Source organism: Chryseobacterium sp. BGA-UO-ETr-SB22, assembly GCF_059567885.1.
On sequence record NZ_JCAQOV010000004.1, the window covers coordinates 586,654 to 605,596 of the forward strand.

Genomic DNA, 18,943 nt, shown 5'->3' on the forward strand with positions numbered 1-18,943 from the left:
ACAATTATTTTCTTTTATAACTCATTCAGCTTCTGACAGCTGACTCTTATAGTTTCTACAATTCCTATCCGGAATTAAACGGTTTGCAAAGATATTATAAAATGTTATTCAACCCATTTAAATTGTTAAAATACTGGATTTTTATTAAAGCTGAACGGGATTATTTTTAAATCTTGTGAAATAAATAAAGTCTGTTTTTTTGCTTCTATCCAGCTTCAGTACTTCTTTCTGCCAGAAATACTTATCATAAATGATCTCCTTTAAAGGTTCATTCTGAAAGTTTGAAACCCCGAATTTTCCTTCTTTTTTTACCACAATTTCGTTCTCAGCATTCCCGAATGTTATGATATCTTCGTAAATAAAGGGAACAATTTCTGTTCCTTTTCCATCCAGAATGCCATATAAGTTGCCTGTATTTTTACATACTAAAGGTTTTGAATACTGATTAAGCAGATTAAAATATTCAACGTCTTCGTTTTTTATCTGACTGATATTTTTCAATTCTGCTATTGAGCTATCCTTCACAGAAAATCTATAATAATGATCCTGTTTTTCAATAATAAGATTGTCCGGATAAAAACCTAAAATCTGTACACCTTCCCCTACAATATTCTTAAGATCTTTATCCAGAAATTGTTCTTCATTTCCTTTTTTAAGGTAGATAAAATCTTTCCCGGAAATGGTGAAAGCTTTGATAAAATCATATTCCTGAGGAAGAATGATATTTCCCTCAAGATCAACAATCCCTGATTTTTTCACTTTATCATTATAAACACTGAAGAAATTATTCAATAAAGGATTGAGGTATTTAAAAGTCTGGGAATACAGCTTCTTATCTTTTTTACTGAAGACCGTTGCTTTCCCCTTTTTTATAAGGTAGATATATTCCTTTCTGCCAAAGTATTCCGGTGTAATATCATTAAAGATTTCCTCAGCAATCGTATTTTCTTCCGCATCTATTAAGCCATACTTTCCTGTACTTTTATTTTTAGTAATCAAATAAGGATAAGCATTGATGTCTACCACCTGTTTCGAAAATTTATGCAGGGTCTGACCGTTATTTCCAATGATTTCACTTTCATTGTCTTCATTAATGATCAGTGCTTTATCGTCTTCAAAGTTATAATCTTCTTTAAATTCCCGGCTGCTGAGCTGCTTTCCGTCAAAGTCATGCAGAAACCATTTTTTATCTTTTAAAACAAAGAACCTGTTCTTGCCTGAAAAATGGATCTTTTCAGCATAAGGAATAATTTCCTTTCCATTATAGTCATAGACGGCTTCTTTATCCTGTTTTGAAGAAATAATGCGGTCTTTACTCCACCAGGGTGTGTTGAATTCCTGATCATCCAAAGCAATTACCTCCTTTCCTTTTTCGTCAATAATAGCTGATTTCCTATGGTTACCTTCTTCAGAATAAAGAATAAATCTGTTTTTAAAAATATGCAAAATACTTCCTCTGTAAGGAGATTCAAAGGTAATAGCTCCTAAAGAATCTACGATTCCCTGTTTCTTAGAACCGGAATCATACACTGTTCCGTATCCTTCCGAATAGGAACTCACCTCCTTTCCTGTCTTTTTAGACAGGATCACTTTCATATATTGGTTGGTCTGTGCTGTACAGACTACAGAACACAATACAAAGACTAATTTTTTCAAGAAAAATTAAATAGAATTATTGACAATAAGAACGATCTCTCCTTTTAACGTTTTACTTTTGGAAAATTCAATTAATTCATTGATTGTTCCACGTTTAGTTTCTTCGAATTTTTTAGAAATCTCACGGCTTAAGCTTACTTTGGTCTCTTCTCCGAAGAATTCTTTGATCTGCTCCAGGGTTGTATTGATTTTATGGGGACTTTCGTAAAGAACGATAGTCTTTTTTTCTTCAGCAAGCTGCTTGAGCTTTGTCTGTCTTCCTTTTTTCTGTGGTAAAAACCCAGCGAATAAAAATTCATTATTAGGAAGTCCTGAAACTACAAGTGCAGGAATAAGGGCAGTGGCTCCGGGAAGGCAGATCATATCAATATTATTGTCTGCTCCTGCTTTTGCCAGCAAATATCCGGGATCCGAAATTCCGGGAGTTCCTGCATCGGTAATAATAGCAATGTTCTGACCACTTTTAAGGTCAGCAATTACCTTTTCCGTTGCCTGGTGCTCATTGTGTAAATGGTAAGATTTTAAAGGTTTTGAAATTTCAAAATGCTTTAAAAGTATTCCGGAAGTCCTGGTGTCTTCACATAAAATATAATCAACTTCTTTCAGGACGTTTACTGCCCTGAAAGTCATATCTTCCAGATTCCCAACTGGTGTGGGAACAAAATATAAGATTCCGCTCAAAATTATAAGAATTTATTTTCTACCAATATCCAAAGTCTCTGAGCATATTCATCCACTTTACTCCACTTTCTGTCGTAATACAGATCACTAAGATATTCTTTGGCTTCTTCCAGCGTTTTGAACTGGTTCAGCTGAAATACCGTATCATTCAGATCTGTCTGACTTCCTTCAAAGAGCATTTTTGAAAAAGCAATTCTGTCATTCAGATCCAGCTTAAATTCCGGTTTCTGTTTGTCTGCTTCCATAAAATGGGTAGGAATATTAGACTTCAGAATACTTCCGGCATCTACTTTCTCTTCTGCAGATTCCTTTTCGTTAGGAAATTCTCTTTCCAAAGGATCGTCATCAAAAAGTGACTGAACAGCCTTCAATCCTTTGATATTGGATAATTTTATTTTTTTCTCCTGATGATATTCCTCTAAATTTTCAAAACTTTCATCAGAAGGATGTTTTTCTGTTTCTTCGGCAGCAGGTTTATCGATTTCAACGATTTTTCTTCTGTCATAGACTTCAGCAAGGATACTTTCCTCTTTTATCTCTTCTACTGAATGATCATTTTTTATCTCACTCAGAATATTTTCCACATTGGAGGTTTCTGTGGCCATTTCTCCCTGTTCAATAGAAACATTTGAAGCCACAAACTGTTCTTCGTTTTCTTCGATCAGTATTTCATCTTCCAGGGTTTCTGTATCAAAAATACTTGGAATAATTTCTGTCACAGGAACCTTAGCATCATTTACTTCTGCAAAATCAGTTTCTTTTTTTGATTCCGGCTCAGCGTATTCCTCTTCCTGATCATCTATTTCACTCAGCTGATTATTGAAAATGGCTTCTTCCTCCGTCACTTCATTCTGAAACAGGTCTTCATTAAGATCTTCATCAGACTCCGGTGTAGAATCAGCAAGAATTTTTTCTTCATCTACAAAGCTCAAAACAGCTCTCTGCTCATCAGAAATTTCATTTTCATCAATTTCGTTCAGCTGATTATTGAAAACCGCTTCTTCTTCCAGGGTTTCATGATCAGAATCCTGTTCCTGAATATTTTCCGGTGTCTTTTCTTCGTAACCTTCTTCTACAAAGTTTACAATATTTTCATGGAATTCATTTTCAACAATTTCATTCAGCTGGTTATTGAAAACAGCTTCCTCTTCTTCAGATCCGGTTGAGAAAATTTCATTCTCATCAATTTCGTTCAGTTCATTATTAAAAATAGCTTCCTCTTCTGTCACCTCATTCCCTTTATCGTAATATTCCGTGTCTCCGGATGCAAAAGAGATAGGCTGATGAGCCGGATTCTGCGCCTGATGATCTGCAACGAAATATTCAATATTCTTTTCCAGCAGTTTCAAAAAAGAAATCCTGTTAGCAAGCTCATCTACAAGATCTTGCTTGGAAAGTAATTCGTCTACGTTGTTTATTTTGTCCAGATTATCAATGATATTCATGGATTCAAAAAAAATCTTTTCCTTTAAATCTTGGATATTCTGCATAATAAGATTCTTATTAAAATTGCTTACTTTTGATGTTAAAAATATACGGCTAATTTAACAAATGTTTTTAGAAAATACAATTAATCATTCCAAACAAAGTGGTTGGATGGAAGTGATTTGTGGCTCTATGTTTTCGGGTAAAACCGAGGAACTGATCCGCAGATTGCGAAGAGCAGAAATGGCAGGACAGAATGTGGAAATTTTTAAACCTAAACTGGATGTACGGTATTCTGAAGAGGATGTAGTATCTCATAATCAGAATAAAATCCGCAGTACAGCAGTAGAAAATCCTAATGAAATTCTTCTGTTGGCTTCCAATTGTGATGTAGTAGCCATTGATGAAGCTCAGTTTTTTGACGAAAGCATCGTTGATGTTGCCAACCAGCTTGCCAATAGTGGTATCAGAGTGGTCATTGCTGGACTGGATATGGACTTTTTGGGACGTCCGTTCGGGCCAATGCCCAATTTGATGGCCACTGCTGAGTATGTCACAAAAGTGCATGCTATTTGTAAGAGAACAGGGAATCTTGCCAATTATTCTATGAGAACTTCACAGGGAGATAGTCTTGTAGAATTGGGGGAAACTGAAAACTATGAGGCAGTAAGCCGCCGTGTATTTATTGACGAAGTACTTTTAAAAAGAAAATAAGGGATTAACTATACCCAGCCATAAAAATAGATTCACTCAGTAAAAAATAAAAAGCGAAAAGCAATAGGGTAAAATCTGGAAAAAAGAATCAGTTTAAATAACCGGTCTCACATTTTTTGCAGTTTTACTTCTGTAGTTTCGCTCAAAAAATAAAGCAGAAAGGGCACCAATGAACTATACAGTACAACACATTGCAGAGATCACCAATGCACAGATCATTGGAGACGGGAGTTTAATGATCAAAAATATAGCGTATGACAGCAGAATTATTTATTCTACCAAAAATACAGCCTTTATCGCGATCAATACCCAAAAGAATTCCGGTGAAAAATTCATTGAGTCTGCAATAGACAGAGGTATTAATGTCATTATTTCTGAACATCATTTTCCGGAGTTTGAAAATATAACCTGGATTATCGTTGAAAATTCTGTAGAGTTTCTTCAAAAATTAGCAAAGTATCATTTTGAAAATTCTCACCTACAATCTATCGGAATCACGGGAAGTAATGGTAAAACTATTTTAAAAGAATGGCTGTATCAATGTCTGTGGAATGAATTCCCTACTGTAAAAAGTCCTAAAAGTTTTAATTCTCAGATTGGTCTTCCGCTATCCCTTCTTCAGATCAACAGCTCTCATCAGCTGGGAATCTTTGAAGTGGGAATCTCAAAACCCTATGAGATGGAGAAACTTGAAAATATGTTTCATCCACAGATCGGATTGCTTACTCACATCGGGACAGCTCATGCTGCCAACTTTTCTTCCGAAGAACAACTCATTGATGAAAAGATCAGTCTTTTCAAAAATTCTGAGGTGATCATTTATAATGGTGACAATTCTTTGGTTGAACAAAAAATCAAAAAATTATATTCTGATAAAAAATTAATTTCTTACGGTTTAAAAAAAGAGAACCAGGTTTCCATCAAAAGCAATATTTCTAAAGATGACAACATTATTGTTGATTATTTTGGGGAAGAAATCAGTTTTCCGGCCCATCAGAGAGACGAAGCGACATTAACCAATGCTATGGCGCTTATCACAGTACTCAAGGAACTTGGTATCGAAAATAAAAAGATCGTTGAAAAAATCAACCTTTTAAAAGCCGTTGAAATGAGGCTTGAAGCGATTGAAGGAATTAAAGGCAATATTGTCATTAATGATTCTTTTAATCTTGACCTCGATTCTTTGAAGACTGCTCTCCAGTTTTTGAATGAATATAACAAATCTAAAAAATCGCTGGTCTTAACTGACATCGTAGGGGTGAACAGCAACGCTAAAGAATTATACGAAGAAGTTTCTGAGCTGGTCAATGAACAGCATTTTGATTCTGTATTCTTAATTGGCGACGAAATATCAAACTTTAGTGAATTATTTAAAACTAAAACATATACTTTCATTGACACTAAAGAGTTAATTGAAAGCAAGCATCTTACTGAAATAGAAAATCAGATCATCCTGTTAAAAGGAGCCAGAAAATTTGAGATCGAAAGGCTTAAAGATATCCTTGAGCTCAGAAAGCATGATACGGTACTGGAAGTAAATCTTAATGCGATTCTCCATAATATCAATTATCATAAATCGCTTCTGAAACCTGGAACCAGAATGATGGCGATGGTAAAGGCTAATGCTTACGGGTTAGGAAGCTATGAAGTGTCAGAATTTCTCCAGCATCATCATATAGATTACCTTGGTGTAGCTTACGTTGATGAGGGTGTAGAACTTCGAAAAAAGGGAATTACGACACCCATTATTGTCATGAATCCTGAGCAGCACAGCTATCAGACTATTATAGAATATAACCTGGAACCTGAAATTTATAGTTTCAGAGTGTTGGAATTATTTTATGAAGCCGTTCAGAAATCAGGTTATGATAAAAAGTATCCAATCCATATTAAACTGGAGACAGGAATGCACCGTCTTGGTTTTAAAGATTTTGAACTGGATCAGTTAAGCGAAACTTTAAGCCAGAAAAATCTGAAAGTTCAGAGTATGTTCAGTCATTTATCATCATCTGATATGCCTGAAGAAAAAGAATTTACTTTGAAGCAGCTGGAAGTTTTCGAAAAGAATTCCATTTACCTGATAGAAAAACTAGAATACACTCCTCTTCGTCATATTCTGAATTCATCCGGAATAACAAGCTATACCAATCACCAGTTTGATATGGTAAGAATTGGTATTGGAATGTTGGGAGAGTCTCCTGATAATGAAATTCAGAAGCAGCTACAGTCTGTTGTAAGTTTTAAAACCGTAATTTCACAGATATCAATGGTTGAAAACGGTGAATCTGTAGGTTACAGCAGAAAATATAAGGCTGACCATCTTACCAGAATTGCGACTATACCTGTTGGATATGCTGATGGTATTCCAAGGCTGATAGGAAATCAGATAGGAAATGTAGGCGTCAGCAAAACACTGGCACCAATTGTCGGAAATATCTGTATGGATATGATGATGATTAATGTAGATAATATTCCGAATGTAAAAGAAGGCGATACCGTAACTGTTTTCAATGCCAAACCAAGTTTAAAAGAATTCGCAGGCTACTGCAAAACGATAACCTATGAAGTATTAACCTCCATTTCGCCTCGGGTGAAACGGATTTATATAAAAGATTAACTATGAGAAAACTCCTGATTCTGCTTTCCATATTCCAACTGTTATTGATCCATTCTCAGGTAAAAAAAGATTTGAAAATTCCTAAAAACCCAAAGATTGGACTGTCACTAGCTGGTGGCGGAGCCAAGGGTTTTTCACATGTAGGAGTTCTTAAAGTACTAGATTCATTGGGGGTGAAGGTGGACTATGTCTCTGGAACAAGTATGGGAGCCATCGTAGGTGGTTTGTATGCCGCAGGATACTCCGGAAAAGAAATAGAAAAAATTGTCATGGATACGGATTTCTATTCTTTAATTATGGATCCGAAGTCGAGACAGGAAACCACTTTTTTCAACAAATCCGTAGACAAATATCTTTTATCCATTCCCCTGAAAAACGGAAAAATTACACTTCCCTCCTCCATCAGTACCGGCCAGAGAAATGTTTATCTTCTGAAAGAACTTTTTAAAAACGTTTCCAATATTGAAGACTTTTCCAAAATGCCTATTCCATTCATGTGTGTTGCAACCAATCTTGAAAGCGGCAATATGCAGATATTTGAAAAAGGAGATCTCGTACAATCCATTATGGCAAGTTCTGCATTCCCTTCTTTAATGGATCCTATTAAAATTGGTGACAGCATTTATATTGACGGAGCCATGACGGTGAACTACCCTTCAAAACCTTTAAAGGACAAAGGAATCGATATTGTCATTGGTGTGGACCTTAATCAGGACCTTTCAAAAAGAGAGGATTTAAACAATATTATCTCCATACTGAACCAGGTGATTGATTTCGGAATAAAGAAAGATACAAGAAAACAGTATAAATATACGGACATCAATATTAAACCTAACCTGAAAGGGATGTCCGCTACAAGCTACGATGATAAAAAGAAAATTCTGGACAGCGGATATGTAGAGGGGCTTAAATATTCCCAAGTACTGGACCAACTACCGAAACGTCCTTTTGACCGCCTCAGACAACGTATAAACCCTATATATTCTAACGTATATAAGATAGACAGCATTTCTATCGAAGGAAGTAAAATATACGGTAAAAACTACACACTGGGGAAAATGGGACTTCGCCTACCCTCTTTACAGACTTATGGAAGCATCAATAAAATGGTAGATAAATTGGTCGCGACGAATAACTATCGCTTTATCAATTATGATATCGTTCAGGAAAATGATGCCAATTATTTGAAGCTTTATGTGACTGAGGATGACACCCGCCATTTTTTAAAATTCGGATTGCATTATGATGAAGTTTTCAAAACCGGACTTCTTTTAAATTATTCCGCAAAGAGACTTTTATTTAAAAATTCAAATCTTTCCCTGGATGTTGTCGTGGGAGACCGCGTGAGATATTATCTGAACTATTTTATTGATAACGGATATATTCCAGGCTTTGGTCTTTATTCATCAGGAATGAGCTTCGATATAAAGAATGTAGATAATTATGTTGTAGACCGATGGGAATGGTTGAGAAATGAAGCCTATATACAGTCTATATGGAAAGATAAATTCGCTATTGGAGGTGGTATCAGCCATGATTACTTTAAAGCGGAAAATAGCAATGGAGACAACAGACGCTACAGCCGTTTCCTGAATCCTTATATCTTTATAAAAACCGATACGCAGGATGATAAGGAATTTCCTACCAAAGGAATTTATTTTGCAGCAGAAGGAAAGGTTGTAGATCTTTTAAAGTCTGAAGTTGACAAAAGAATAATTCAGATAAAAGCAGATCTTAAAATCAATATTCCTCTTGGCAAGCAATTCACTTACCGTCTTAACGTGTTTGGAGGTGTTACTATTGGCGAAAATCTTCCTGCCTATTATCAATATAGATTAGGTGGAATTTTTGAACAGAATCTTATGAATTTTAAAAGCTTTGGAGGATTTTATTTCGCCCAGCTTTATACAAATAATGTGATATTAGCATCTAACGATATCCAATTTAAATTTAACAAAAACTATTTTATCAGTGGAAACTTCAGCTTTGCTAACTTATCAAACGATATCAAGTTTGAAGATGCAGTTAAAGTAAATTATAGTTCACTGGGAATTACGGCGGGTTACAAATCTCCTTTCGGGCAGATAAAAGTCAACTTCAGCCACTCACTTAAAAATAACCAAAAAGGTATATTCAGTGTTATTTTAGGACACTGGTTTTAAAAAAATGATACAGTTCTTTTACGAAAACTTACCAGAGTCGGTAAGTACAGATTACAAAAAATGGCTGGAAGATCTTATTCTTTCAGAAGGAAAAAAACTAGGAGAAATCAATTACATTTTCTGTGATGATGAATATCTTCTTAAGATCAATCAGGATTATTTACAGCATGATTATTATACGGATATCATCACTTTTGATTATGTAAAAGGCAAGACAATAAGCGCTGAGATTTTCGTATCTTTGCAGCGCATTTCTGATAACGCCTCTACCCTTTCCCGAGATTATGAAGAAGAATTAAGAAGGGTTTTAGCCCATGGTATTTTGCACCTTGCAGGCTATAAAGACAAGACGGAAGAGGAAGAAAAAGAGATGCGGAGAATGGAAGATTTGTACTTAGCCAAATACAGGAATTTAAAGATTTGAAATTGAACAATCACTTAAAGTCCCCTACCTAAAGTACTCAATTCTAGTAATAATATAACTTTATCTAGAGTGCATTCTTCAAAAATGTTTCACGTGAAACATTGGTTATAAAGAAAAGGTTTAAAGCTTAAAACAAGCGAGATAAAAATGATTTCAGAAATATATGATGTAATAGTAGTAGGTGCCGGACACGCAGGTTGTGAAGCCGCTGCAGCCGCAGCCAACCTAGGTTCAAAAACCCTACTTGTTACAATGAATATGCAGACCATCGGACAGATGAGTTGCAACCCGGCAATGGGCGGAATCGCAAAAGGACAGATCGTAAGAGAGATTGATGCAATGGGAGGATATTCCGGAATTGTGGCAGACAAATCTGCAATCCAATTCAAGATGCTAAATCTTTCAAAAGGTCCTGCGATGTGGTCTCCGAGAACCCAAAATGATAGAATGCTTTTTGCCGAAGAATGGCGCTTAGCATTAGAGAATACTCCCAATCTTGATTTCTTTCAGGATATGGTGAAACAACTGATTATTGAAAATAATAAAGTAACCGGAGTAGTTACTTCTTTAGGAATTGAGATCAAAGCAAAATCTGTAGTTCTTACTAACGGAACTTTTCTTAATGGTTTAATTCATGTTGGAGATAAACAATTAGGCGGAGGAAGAATGGGTGAACCAAGAGCGTTTGGGATTACAGAACAATTGGTCACTTTAGGATTCGAAGCAGGAAGAATGAAAACCGGTACTCCACCAAGAGTAGATGGAAGAAGTTTGGATTATTCAAAAATGGAAGAACAGAAAGGAGATGAAAATCCCCAAAAGTTCAGCTATCTTGATACTCCGAAATTAACAAAACAATTAAGCTGTCATATCGTATATACTAACGAAACAGTACACGATATTTTAAGAGAAGGTTTTGACAGAAGCCCAATGTTCAATGGTACGATTCAAAGTTTAGGTCCAAGATATTGCCCAAGTATTGAAGATAAGATCAACCGTTTTGCAGAAAGAAACAGACACCAGCTTTTCGTAGAACCGGAAGGATGGAAAACTGTAGAGATCTATGTAAACGGATTCAGTTCTTCACTTCCGGAAGATGTACAGATCAAAGCAATGAAACAGATTCCCGGATTTGAAAACGTAAAAGTATTCCGTCCAGGTTATGCTATTGAATACGATTACTTCCCTCCTACCCAATTGAAACATACCCTTGAAACAAAATTAATTGATAATTTATATTTCGCAGGACAGATCAATGGAACAACAGGATATGAAGAAGCAGCAGGTCAAGGTTTAATCGCAGGTATCAACGCTCATAATAAAGTTCATGAAAAAGGAGATTTCATCTTAAACAGAGATGAAGCTTATATTGGGGTATTAATTGACGATCTTATCACTAAAGGAACTGAAGAACCTTACAGAATGTTTACTTCACGAGCTGAATACAGACTTCTCTTGAGACAAGATAACGCAGATATCAGATTAACTGAGAAGGCTTACCAATTAGGATTAGCAAAAGAAGAAAGATTAAGAAAAGTAAAAATTAAAGTATCTGAAAGCCAGGCACTTGAAGAGTTTCTTCGCGAAACTTCTTTAAAACCAGGTATTATCAATCCGGTTCTTGAATCTATAGAGAGCAATCCGGTAGATCAGGCGTACAGAGCCGCACAAATTCTTACCAGACCTCATATGACACTGGGAAAACTTGATGAGATTGATTTCATTAAAGAAGTTTCCAGCCAATATAATGATGAAGTAAGAGAACAGGCAGAAATCAATATTAAGTATAAAGGATATATTGAGAAAGAAAAAGAGAATGTAGCAAAGCTGAACCGTCTCGAAAACATTAAAATTCCTGAAGACTTTGATTATACAAACCTTTCAAGCCTTTCTGCAGAAGCAAAACAGAAGATGTCTAAGGTACGTCCGAAGACAATTGCTCAGGCAGGAAGAATAAGCGGGGTTTCTCCAGCCGATATAAACGTTTTACTAGTGTATTTAGGACGTTAAAAAAGAAATGTTTCACGTGAAACATTAAAAAATATAAAACAAAAATTAAGGTATTTATGAGCATATAGCAAGCTCTGAATATCTTAATTTTTTTACAATATAAAAGATAACGATTTCAATGAAAATAAAAGATCATTTTCTTTCACAGGAAATATTTGAAATTAAAGAGACAGAAACAAAAGGTGTCTTCAAGACCACCCCTATCCCATCCAATATTTCCAGATATTATGAAAGTGAAGATTATATTTCTCATCACCAGGATTCCGGAAGTCTGAAAGAAAAACTTTATAAATTCCTTCAGTCTTTCAATCTGCAGTACAAAAAAAATATACTGGTAGACAGAATTAAAAAAGGATCAAAAGTTCTTGATTACGGATGTGGTGCCGGAGAATTTGTAAGATATATAGAAAATGATTTTGATACTGTCGGTTTTGAACCTGATGCCGATGCAAGAAAAGCAGCCCAGGGAAAAATAACGAAAGCTTCTGTATTGGATAATATCAATACAATTGAAGAAAACAGTTTAGATGCTATTACACTCTGGCATGTGTTTGAACATATCGAGAATCAGGATGAAATGCTTGATGCTTTTCACGAAAAATTAAAAGAAAAAGGAATTCTTATAATCGCAGTCCCCAACCCTACTTCTTATGATGCAAAACATTATAAAGAATATTGGGCGGCTTATGATGTACCAAGACATATCTATCATTTTTCAAAAAATGGAATGGAAAATCTGATTTCAAAAAAATCAGACTGGAAGATGAGAAAAATCAAACCATTGGTATTAGACTCCTATTACATTTCGATGTTAAGCGAAAAATACAAAAAATCACCCTTATTTTGGGTAAAAGCAGTCATTCACGGAACGATTTCTAATGTAAAGGCGCTTTTTTCAAACGAATTTTCAAGTTTGATATACATTATCGAAAAAAGATAGAAAATCGATTTTTGAGCCATTTATGAAGGTCAATTTTCAGGTTTTCTCCATTTAAAACTAAAAACTCAGGATATTTTCCTGAGTTTTTTATTAAGATTAAAAATTGATTTTTAGTTTTATAAAAAAATTACTCAACCGAGGTATAAAATTTATAAATTGCCACTGATCCATTTTCAGAAAAATAAATAAATTTCACAAACTTTCTTTTTTTTCATTCATACGCTCATTTTTGCTTCTAAACAATTAATGAGTCAAATTTTACATTCAATTTCATCATCTTGAAGGAAAATTTTAGTTTTTAAAAGCAAATTCTTTCAAAAACACAACTAATTTACTGTAAAATCAATATAAGATGTAAATACTCGGAAAAATATAATTTCGCAATTTTAAAGCTATTTCCAAAGGTCGATTTTGCAATTTTTCAAACTAAAATAAAAATTTAGATTAATAATTTTTCAAATTCAAAAGTGATAGTTGAAATCAAAATCTATAAAAAGAAAAATTTTCAAATTCAAACTCCCCTACTCTGCTTAAAACTATTTCTGTAAAAAATAATTACTCCATATTAGACCTAGATAAATATTTCTGAAAAATCTTCAGATCATCTCATATTTAAAAAAATCAAGGGAGCATAAAATAATTTGCCAGAAAATTCTATTATAAAAAACAATGACCATAAATCACATAAAATTTTAAAAAATGTTTTTTATAATTTATTTTATCAAAATGGTAAATCTGCTGAGACTACATTGAAATAATTGGCGGAAATTTTCTTCAAATAATCCCATTACTGCCCTAAAACGAATAATTTTTAAATTCTTGTCAGCTTTAAAAGCAATAAAATTAAGTAAATAAAATATTACAAATAGGTTTATTAACTGACAAACAGATAAATACAACACTATCACAATTATGTGAATTAATAATTAATTAAAAACGTTGAAAGAAACATTAAATTTTACAACAAAATTCTCCAGATTGGTAAAAAATGAAGAATTTAGAAATTGAATACAAAAATTCAATCTGAACAATCATGAAAGTTTTAGAATCGTGAGTATATAGATCATCATCTTTAAAATACATCCTTATTCAAATATTAAAATATAAAAAAAACATGAAAATACAGCTTTATAAACCTGAATAGACATTAATTAAATTATATGAAATTTCAAGTCTTATAGTGACAAAATATATGTACTAATTCATTAAAAAAAAATTGACTTGCCTCCTATCTTATGCTTAAAAGAGCTAGCTTTTATTATAAAATGCAAGTATAAAACACAGGAATTCGGATATTCAAATTTATTAATGTAATAATAATTTTAGGAAAATAATTGTTCTACAAAATCTAAGTATCTGGAATAGAATTTAACCCGAAACAATATAACTATAAGTTATAACTTAAATCAACTGAAAACATCGATCAATAAAGGGTTTTCCCATAATCTCAATACTAAAAAAGTCTGCTAATTAAATTAGCAGACTTCAAAATATCTATTTATTTTTTTTAATTATTGATTGCAGCTACACCAGGTAACTCAAGACCTTCAAGACTTTCAAGCATTGCTCCACCACCTGTAGAAACATAACTTACCTGATCAGCATATCCGAATTGCTTAACGAAAGCAACACTGTCTCCACCTCCCACTAAAGAGAAGGCTCCTAATCTTGTTGCTTCAGCAATACTCTCACCCAAGGCAACCGTTCCACCAGCAAAATGAGACATTTCAAAAACTCCAATCGGCCCATTCCAAAGAATCGTTCTAGAATTTAACAATACATCATTGAACTGATCTCTGGATTTGTGACCAGCGTCAAGCCCCATCCAACCTTCAGGGATTGCATAGATGTCAGCTTCTTTTCTTTCCACATCATTACTAAAACTTTCAGCGATGATAGCATCAGACGGAAGATATACTTTTACTTTATGTTCTTTAGCCTTTCCTAAAATCTCTAAAGCTAGTGGAAGCTTGTCTTCTTCTACCAAAGAATTACCAATTTTCCCTCCAAGAGCTTTTATAAAAGTAAATGCCATTCCTCCACCAATGATCAGATTATCTACAGCAGGAAGAATATTTTCTATAATGGTAATTTTAGTTGAAACCTTAGATCCTCCTAGGATAGCCGTAACAGGTCTCTCACCACTCTTCAATACTTTATCGATTGCCTTAAGCTCATTAGCCATTAGTAAACCGAAATATTTAGTTGACTGAAAGTATTGAGCAATCACAGCTGTAGAAGCATGAGCTCTATGTGCAGTTCCGAATGCATCATTTACATAAGCATCTCCCAACTTAGAAAGTTTTTCAGCAAAACCTGCATCTCCCTTTTCTTCTTCATTATGAAAACGTACATTCTCCAATAATAAGATCTCACCCGGCTTCAGTTCAGCAGCAGCCTGCTCCGCTTTTTCTCCAATACATTCATCAACAAACTTTACTTCCTGTCCCAAAACAGAAGAAACTTCGCCAAGAATATGTTTAAGAGAAAATTCATCTTTAACCTCTCCCTTAGGTCTTCCAAGATGTGTTATTAAGATGACAGAACCACCATCATTAAGGATCTTCTCCACTGTTGGTTTTACAGCAACAATTCTCGTATTGTCTGTCACCTTCAGCTGATCGTCCTGAGGAACATTGAAGTCCACTCTTACCAGAGCCTTCTTATCTTTAAAATTGAAATCATTGATTGTTTTCATAAGTAGATTTATTTTTTTCAGAGCCAAATGAAATCCTTGCGGCCAGATCCCAGATTGATTTCCGTAAATCCTGCAAAGCCAATTTCATAAATCTCATTGAATTTTCGTTTCACAAATGTAAGGTTTTAAACTTTTTCAACAGATTGATTAAAATAAAAGTTTTCAAAAACTTTCCCCGAACCCAATCACCCATTAATCAACAATTTTATCTCTTTAAAAAAAAGAATAATGTAGTTGTTGTTGAGTGTTGTTAGTTTCGGGGATAAGTTTTAGGCTGAAAGTTGGTAACATTCAACTTTTATTCAATTCATATTTAACTCACAATATAAATCCTTGTAAACCCGCTATTTCACATACTTATTAACAAATGTTGGTAACTCTGGAAAGAATCAATTATTAGTTATTTTATTATGGAGAAATCTGGGGATAGCTTGAGAAAAGATCTGGAAAGTTGTGGTAAAAATTTGCGGAAAGAATTTCCATTACGAAATAAATTGGTCTTTAAAAATAGAAAGTTGAGAAAAGTTTTCCACAGTTATTAACATACCTCTTAACAATTAACTCAGGGTTTACTAACACGAATTGTTATTATTCTTACCTTTGTAAGGAAATAGAATCTAATAAAGCTTAATAAGAGTATTATGAAAAGAAAAATTGCTATCGCAGCGGACCATGCAGGCTATGAATATAAGGAGATTGTTAAGAACTATCTTTCAGAACAATTTGAAGTTCAGGATTTTGGAACGTTTTCCACAAACAGTGTGGATTATCCGGACTTTGTACACCCTGCTGCAACCTCTGTGGAAAACGGGGAAAATGAACTTGGAATTTTGATCTGCGGAAGCGGAAACGGGGTTCAGATCACTGCGAACAAACATCAGAAAATAAGATGCGCTCTTTGCTGGATGCCGGAGATTGCAACACTGGCAAGACAACATAATGATGCCAACATGATTTCAATACCTGCAAGATTTATATCAAAGGAACTGGCGATTGAAATTGTAGACAGATTTCTTTCAACAGACTTCGAAGGTGGAAGACACCAGAACAGAGTTGATAAAATTGCAGTTTGCTAAATATACTAAATACTAAGGCTTGTAAATCGTATTACAAGCCTTATTTATTTTTTATTCGTACATTTGCAGTGTCCAATAGAAATTACACTCTATTATTCTCCAAAGCCTTTCTTATATTTGAAATATATTTAATAGAAGGTTTTCTCTTTTCTTCTCAAGAATTGTATTAAATTTATACAAAACTAAAGCTCCCGTTCTAAGTAAACTGAAAGATAATTTCTGATGATGTACGGAAAGAATCTAATGATGAAATTGAATACCCTTATATAAGGAATGAATGAGGAAGATTTAGAAAAAGGTTTTATTTAAGCTAAGACCAAAACATTTAAAAGAAAATTAAAATGCCAAAAAAAAGAAAATATATAAGTCATAAAAATGATTTAAAAATGATGGAGATCGGAAGATTGATCCTCCGTTTTATGAATGCGAATTCATCCAAAATTTATAATTATAAGCAGATCGCTGAAGGAATAGATTACAAAAATCCAAGACAAAGAGAACTTGTTATCCAGGCACTGCATAAACTTCAGGGATCTGAAAAGATCAAAGAAGTAGAAAAAGGAAAATATATAGTGAACCTGAAAATTGCAGGAACGCTTACCGGAATTATTGACTTCAACCAAAGTGGAAATGCCTATGTAAAGGTAGAGGGATTGGAAGATGATGTCTTCGTTCACTCCAAAAATGTGAAGGATGCCCTGCAGGGAGATAAGGTTCTTATTATAACTTATCATTATAAAGGAAAGAAACTGGAAGGCTCTGTTCTGGAGGTTTTGGAGAGAAACAGAACTGAGTTTGTAGGAACATTTCAGAAGGTTGCTCATAAAGATTTTGGGTTTGTTGTTTGTGATAAAAAATCAATCAATACCGATATCTTTATTCCGAAGGGAAAATTCAGCAATGCTGAAGATGGAGATAAAGTAATTGTAAAAATGACAGAATGGAGACCGGGGGATAAAAATCCTGAAGGAGAAATTATAAAAGTATTAGGAGCTCCCGGAGAACACGAAACGGAGATCCATTCTATTCTTGCAGAATATGGTTTACCTTACGAGTTTCCACCGGAAGTGGAAGCAGATGCAGATAAAATTGACAGAAGTATTACTGATGAAGAAGCTGCAAAGCGTTGGGATATGCGTGATATCTGCACATTTACCATTGACCCTAAGGATGCGAAAGACTTTGATGATGCTCTATCGATAAGAAAACTGGAAAATGGAAACTGGGAAATCGGGGTTCACATTGCAGATGTATCTCATTATGTAGTTCCGGGAACTATTCTTGATGATGAAGCATATAAAAGAGCAACTTCGGTATATCTTGTTGACAGAGTTGTCCCGATGCTGCCTGAAGTTTTGAGTAATGATGTTTGTTCTCTTCGTCCTAACGAAGATAAATATACTTTTTCAGCAGTTTTTGAGCTGAATGATCAGGCTGAAATTCAGAAACAGTGGTTTGGAAGAACAGTTATCCATTCAGACAGAAGATTTAGCTATGAAGAAGCTCAGGAACGTATTGAAACCGGACAGGGAGATCTGGCAGAAGAGATCAATACTCTTGACAAGCTGGCTAAGATTATGCGTGACGAACGTATCAGAAGAGGCGCAATTACTTTTGACAGAAGTGAAGTAAGATTCAATCTTGACGAAAATAATGAACCTATTGGAGTTTACTTTAAAATAAGTAAAGATTCCAATCACCTGATCGAAGAATTTATGCTTTTGGCCAATAAAAAAGTGTCTGAATTTGTATCTCTGGGTAAAAAGAAGGAGATCACCAATAATACATTTATTTACAGGGTTCACGATGATCCGGATCCGGCAAAACTGGAATCTTTAAGAGACTTTGTTTCTACTTTCGGATATAAAATGGATCTTGCCAATACCAAAAAGGTTGCAGAATCTTTGAATAAGCTTCTTCATGATGTGAAAGGAAAAGGAGAAGAAAATATGATTGAAACCCTGGCGATGAGAAGTATGAGCAAAGCGGTATATTCTACAGAACCTATTGGCCACTACGGTCTAGGATTCGAGTATTACAGCCACTTTACCTCTCCTATCCGTCGTTATCCGGATTTGCTTGCACATCGTCTTCTTCAGCATTATCTGGATGGAGGGAAATCTCCAAACAGGCCGGAGCTTGAAGAAAAAGCAAAACATTGCAGTTCAATGGAAAGATTGGCAGCAGATGCAGAAAGAGATTCTATCAAGTTTATGCAGGTGAAATTCATGGAAAAACACTTGGGAGAAACTTTCAGAGGTGTAATTTCCGGAGTGGCAGAATTTGGTTTCTGGGTTGAAATTCCGGAAAACGGTGCTGAAGGGTTGATCAAACTGAGAGACCTTGTAGATGACTCATACACGTACGAAGCGAAAACACATGCAGTGTATGGAATAAGACATGGAAACAGATACCAGCTGGGAGATGAAGTTCAGATTAAAGTGGTAAAAGCGAATCTGATTCAGAAGCAGCTTGATTTCCAGATTGTGAAGTAAGAAATGGTCTTTAATAAGATTATAGACAAAATTATAGAAAAGCTG

12 protein-coding genes are annotated in these 18,943 nt (G+C 34.5%); 8 read left to right on the top strand and 4 right to left on the bottom strand.

What is annotated here, in order from left to right; genetic code table 11:
* Nucleotides 1–144: 144 nt before the first annotated feature.
* From AC57AW_RS06470 to AC57AW_RS06480, 3 genes are read right to left on the bottom strand one after another with little or no spacing between them, the layout of a single operon-like run.
* Entirely contained in the window at nucleotides 145–1,656 is a 1,512-nt protein-coding gene (locus AC57AW_RS06470; protein WP_496351245.1) for a WG repeat-containing protein, read from the bottom strand.
* A 6-nt stretch (nucleotides 1,657–1,662) separates the two neighbouring features.
* A complete protein-coding gene (gene rsmI, locus AC57AW_RS06475) occupies nucleotides 1,663–2,337 on the bottom strand; it encodes a 16S rRNA (cytidine(1402)-2'-O)-methyltransferase (RefSeq protein WP_318847655.1) in 675 nt (224 codons plus the stop codon).
* Nucleotides 2,338–2,339: 2 nt separating this feature from the next.
* The gene (locus AC57AW_RS06480) at nucleotides 2,340–3,827 is read right to left on the bottom strand and encodes a DUF8457 domain-containing protein (RefSeq protein ID WP_496351246.1); all 1,488 of its coding nucleotides are present in this window, start codon (nucleotides 3,825–3,827) and stop codon (nucleotides 2,340–2,342) included.
* A gap of 61 nt (nucleotides 3,828–3,888) precedes the next feature.
* Here AC57AW_RS06480 and AC57AW_RS06485 point away from each other — a divergent pair, with 61 nt between their 5' ends.
* From AC57AW_RS06485 to AC57AW_RS06510, 6 genes are all read left to right on the top strand, one after another.
* On the top strand, nucleotides 3,889–4,476 hold the full coding sequence (locus AC57AW_RS06485) for a thymidine kinase (protein WP_318847657.1): 588 nt from the start codon (nucleotides 3,889–3,891) through the stop codon (nucleotides 4,474–4,476).
* Between the two features lie 169 nt (nucleotides 4,477–4,645).
* Nucleotides 4,646–7,093, top strand: a complete 2,448-nt coding sequence (locus AC57AW_RS06490; RefSeq protein WP_496351247.1) for a bifunctional UDP-N-acetylmuramoyl-tripeptide:D-alanyl-D-alanine ligase/alanine racemase — start codon at nucleotides 4,646–4,648, stop codon at nucleotides 7,091–7,093.
* A 2-nt stretch (nucleotides 7,094–7,095) separates the two neighbouring features.
* Nucleotides 7,096–9,255, top strand: a complete 2,160-nt coding sequence (locus tag AC57AW_RS06495) for a patatin-like phospholipase family protein (protein ID WP_496351248.1) — start codon at nucleotides 7,096–7,098, stop codon at nucleotides 9,253–9,255.
* Nucleotides 9,256–9,259: 4 nt separating this feature from the next.
* Nucleotides 9,260–9,679 carry an rRNA maturation RNase YbeY gene (ybeY, locus tag AC57AW_RS06500; protein WP_318847660.1) on the top strand — a complete coding sequence of 140 codons (420 nt, stop codon included), beginning with the start codon at nucleotides 9,260–9,262 and terminating at the stop codon, nucleotides 9,677–9,679.
* 147 nt (nucleotides 9,680–9,826) lie between these two features.
* Nucleotides 9,827–11,689 carry a tRNA uridine-5-carboxymethylaminomethyl(34) synthesis enzyme MnmG gene (gene mnmG, locus AC57AW_RS06505; RefSeq protein WP_496351249.1) on the top strand — a complete coding sequence of 621 codons (1,863 nt, stop codon included), beginning with the start codon at nucleotides 9,827–9,829 and terminating at the stop codon, nucleotides 11,687–11,689.
* Between the two features lie 118 nt (nucleotides 11,690–11,807).
* The gene (locus tag AC57AW_RS06510) at nucleotides 11,808–12,629 is read left to right on the top strand and encodes a class I SAM-dependent methyltransferase (protein WP_496351250.1); all 822 of its coding nucleotides are present in this window, start codon (nucleotides 11,808–11,810) and stop codon (nucleotides 12,627–12,629) included.
* A 1,507-nt stretch (nucleotides 12,630–14,136) separates the two neighbouring features.
* Here AC57AW_RS06510 and AC57AW_RS06515 read toward each other — a convergent pair.
* Complete coding sequence (locus AC57AW_RS06515) at nucleotides 14,137–15,327, bottom strand: phosphoglycerate kinase (RefSeq protein ID WP_496351251.1); 1,191 nt, start codon at nucleotides 15,325–15,327, stop codon at nucleotides 14,137–14,139.
* A 641-nt stretch (nucleotides 15,328–15,968) separates the two neighbouring features.
* Here AC57AW_RS06515 and rpiB point away from each other — a divergent pair.
* Both rpiB and rnr read left to right on the top strand, forming a co-directional pair.
* A complete protein-coding gene (rpiB, locus tag AC57AW_RS06520; protein ID WP_496351252.1) occupies nucleotides 15,969–16,403 on the top strand; it encodes a ribose 5-phosphate isomerase B in 435 nt (144 codons plus the stop codon).
* A 341-nt stretch (nucleotides 16,404–16,744) separates the two neighbouring features.
* A complete protein-coding gene (gene rnr / locus AC57AW_RS06525) occupies nucleotides 16,745–18,898 on the top strand; it encodes a ribonuclease R (protein ID WP_496351253.1) in 2,154 nt (717 codons plus the stop codon).
* Nucleotides 18,899–18,943: the final 45 nt, after the last annotated feature.

Excerpts from the sequence above, each read along its gene's own strand:
- AC57AW_RS06480 (WP_496351246.1), bottom strand. The coding sequence starts at position 3,827 with ATGCAGAATATCCAAGATTTAAAGGAAAAGATTTTTTTTGAATCCATG.
- AC57AW_RS06485 (WP_318847657.1), top strand. The coding sequence starts at position 3,889 with ATGTTTTTAGAAAATACAATTAATCATTCCAAACAAAGTGGTTGGATG.
- AC57AW_RS06490 (WP_496351247.1), top strand. The coding sequence starts at position 4,646 with ATGAACTATACAGTACAACACATTGCAGAGATCACCAATGCACAGATC.
- AC57AW_RS06495 (WP_496351248.1), top strand. The coding sequence starts at position 7,096 with ATGAGAAAACTCCTGATTCTGCTTTCCATATTCCAACTGTTATTGATC.
- ybeY (WP_318847660.1), top strand. The coding sequence starts at position 9,260 with ATGATACAGTTCTTTTACGAAAACTTACCAGAGTCGGTAAGTACAGAT.
- mnmG (WP_496351249.1), top strand. The coding sequence starts at position 9,827 with ATGATTTCAGAAATATATGATGTAATAGTAGTAGGTGCCGGACACGCA.
- AC57AW_RS06510 (WP_496351250.1), top strand. The coding sequence starts at position 11,808 with ATGAAAATAAAAGATCATTTTCTTTCACAGGAAATATTTGAAATTAAA.
- AC57AW_RS06515 (WP_496351251.1), bottom strand. The coding sequence starts at position 15,327 with ATGAAAACAATCAATGATTTCAATTTTAAAGATAAGAAGGCTCTGGTA.
- rpiB (WP_496351252.1), top strand. The coding sequence starts at position 15,969 with ATGAAAAGAAAAATTGCTATCGCAGCGGACCATGCAGGCTATGAATAT.
- rnr (WP_496351253.1), top strand. The coding sequence starts at position 16,745 with ATGCCAAAAAAAAGAAAATATATAAGTCATAAAAATGATTTAAAAATG.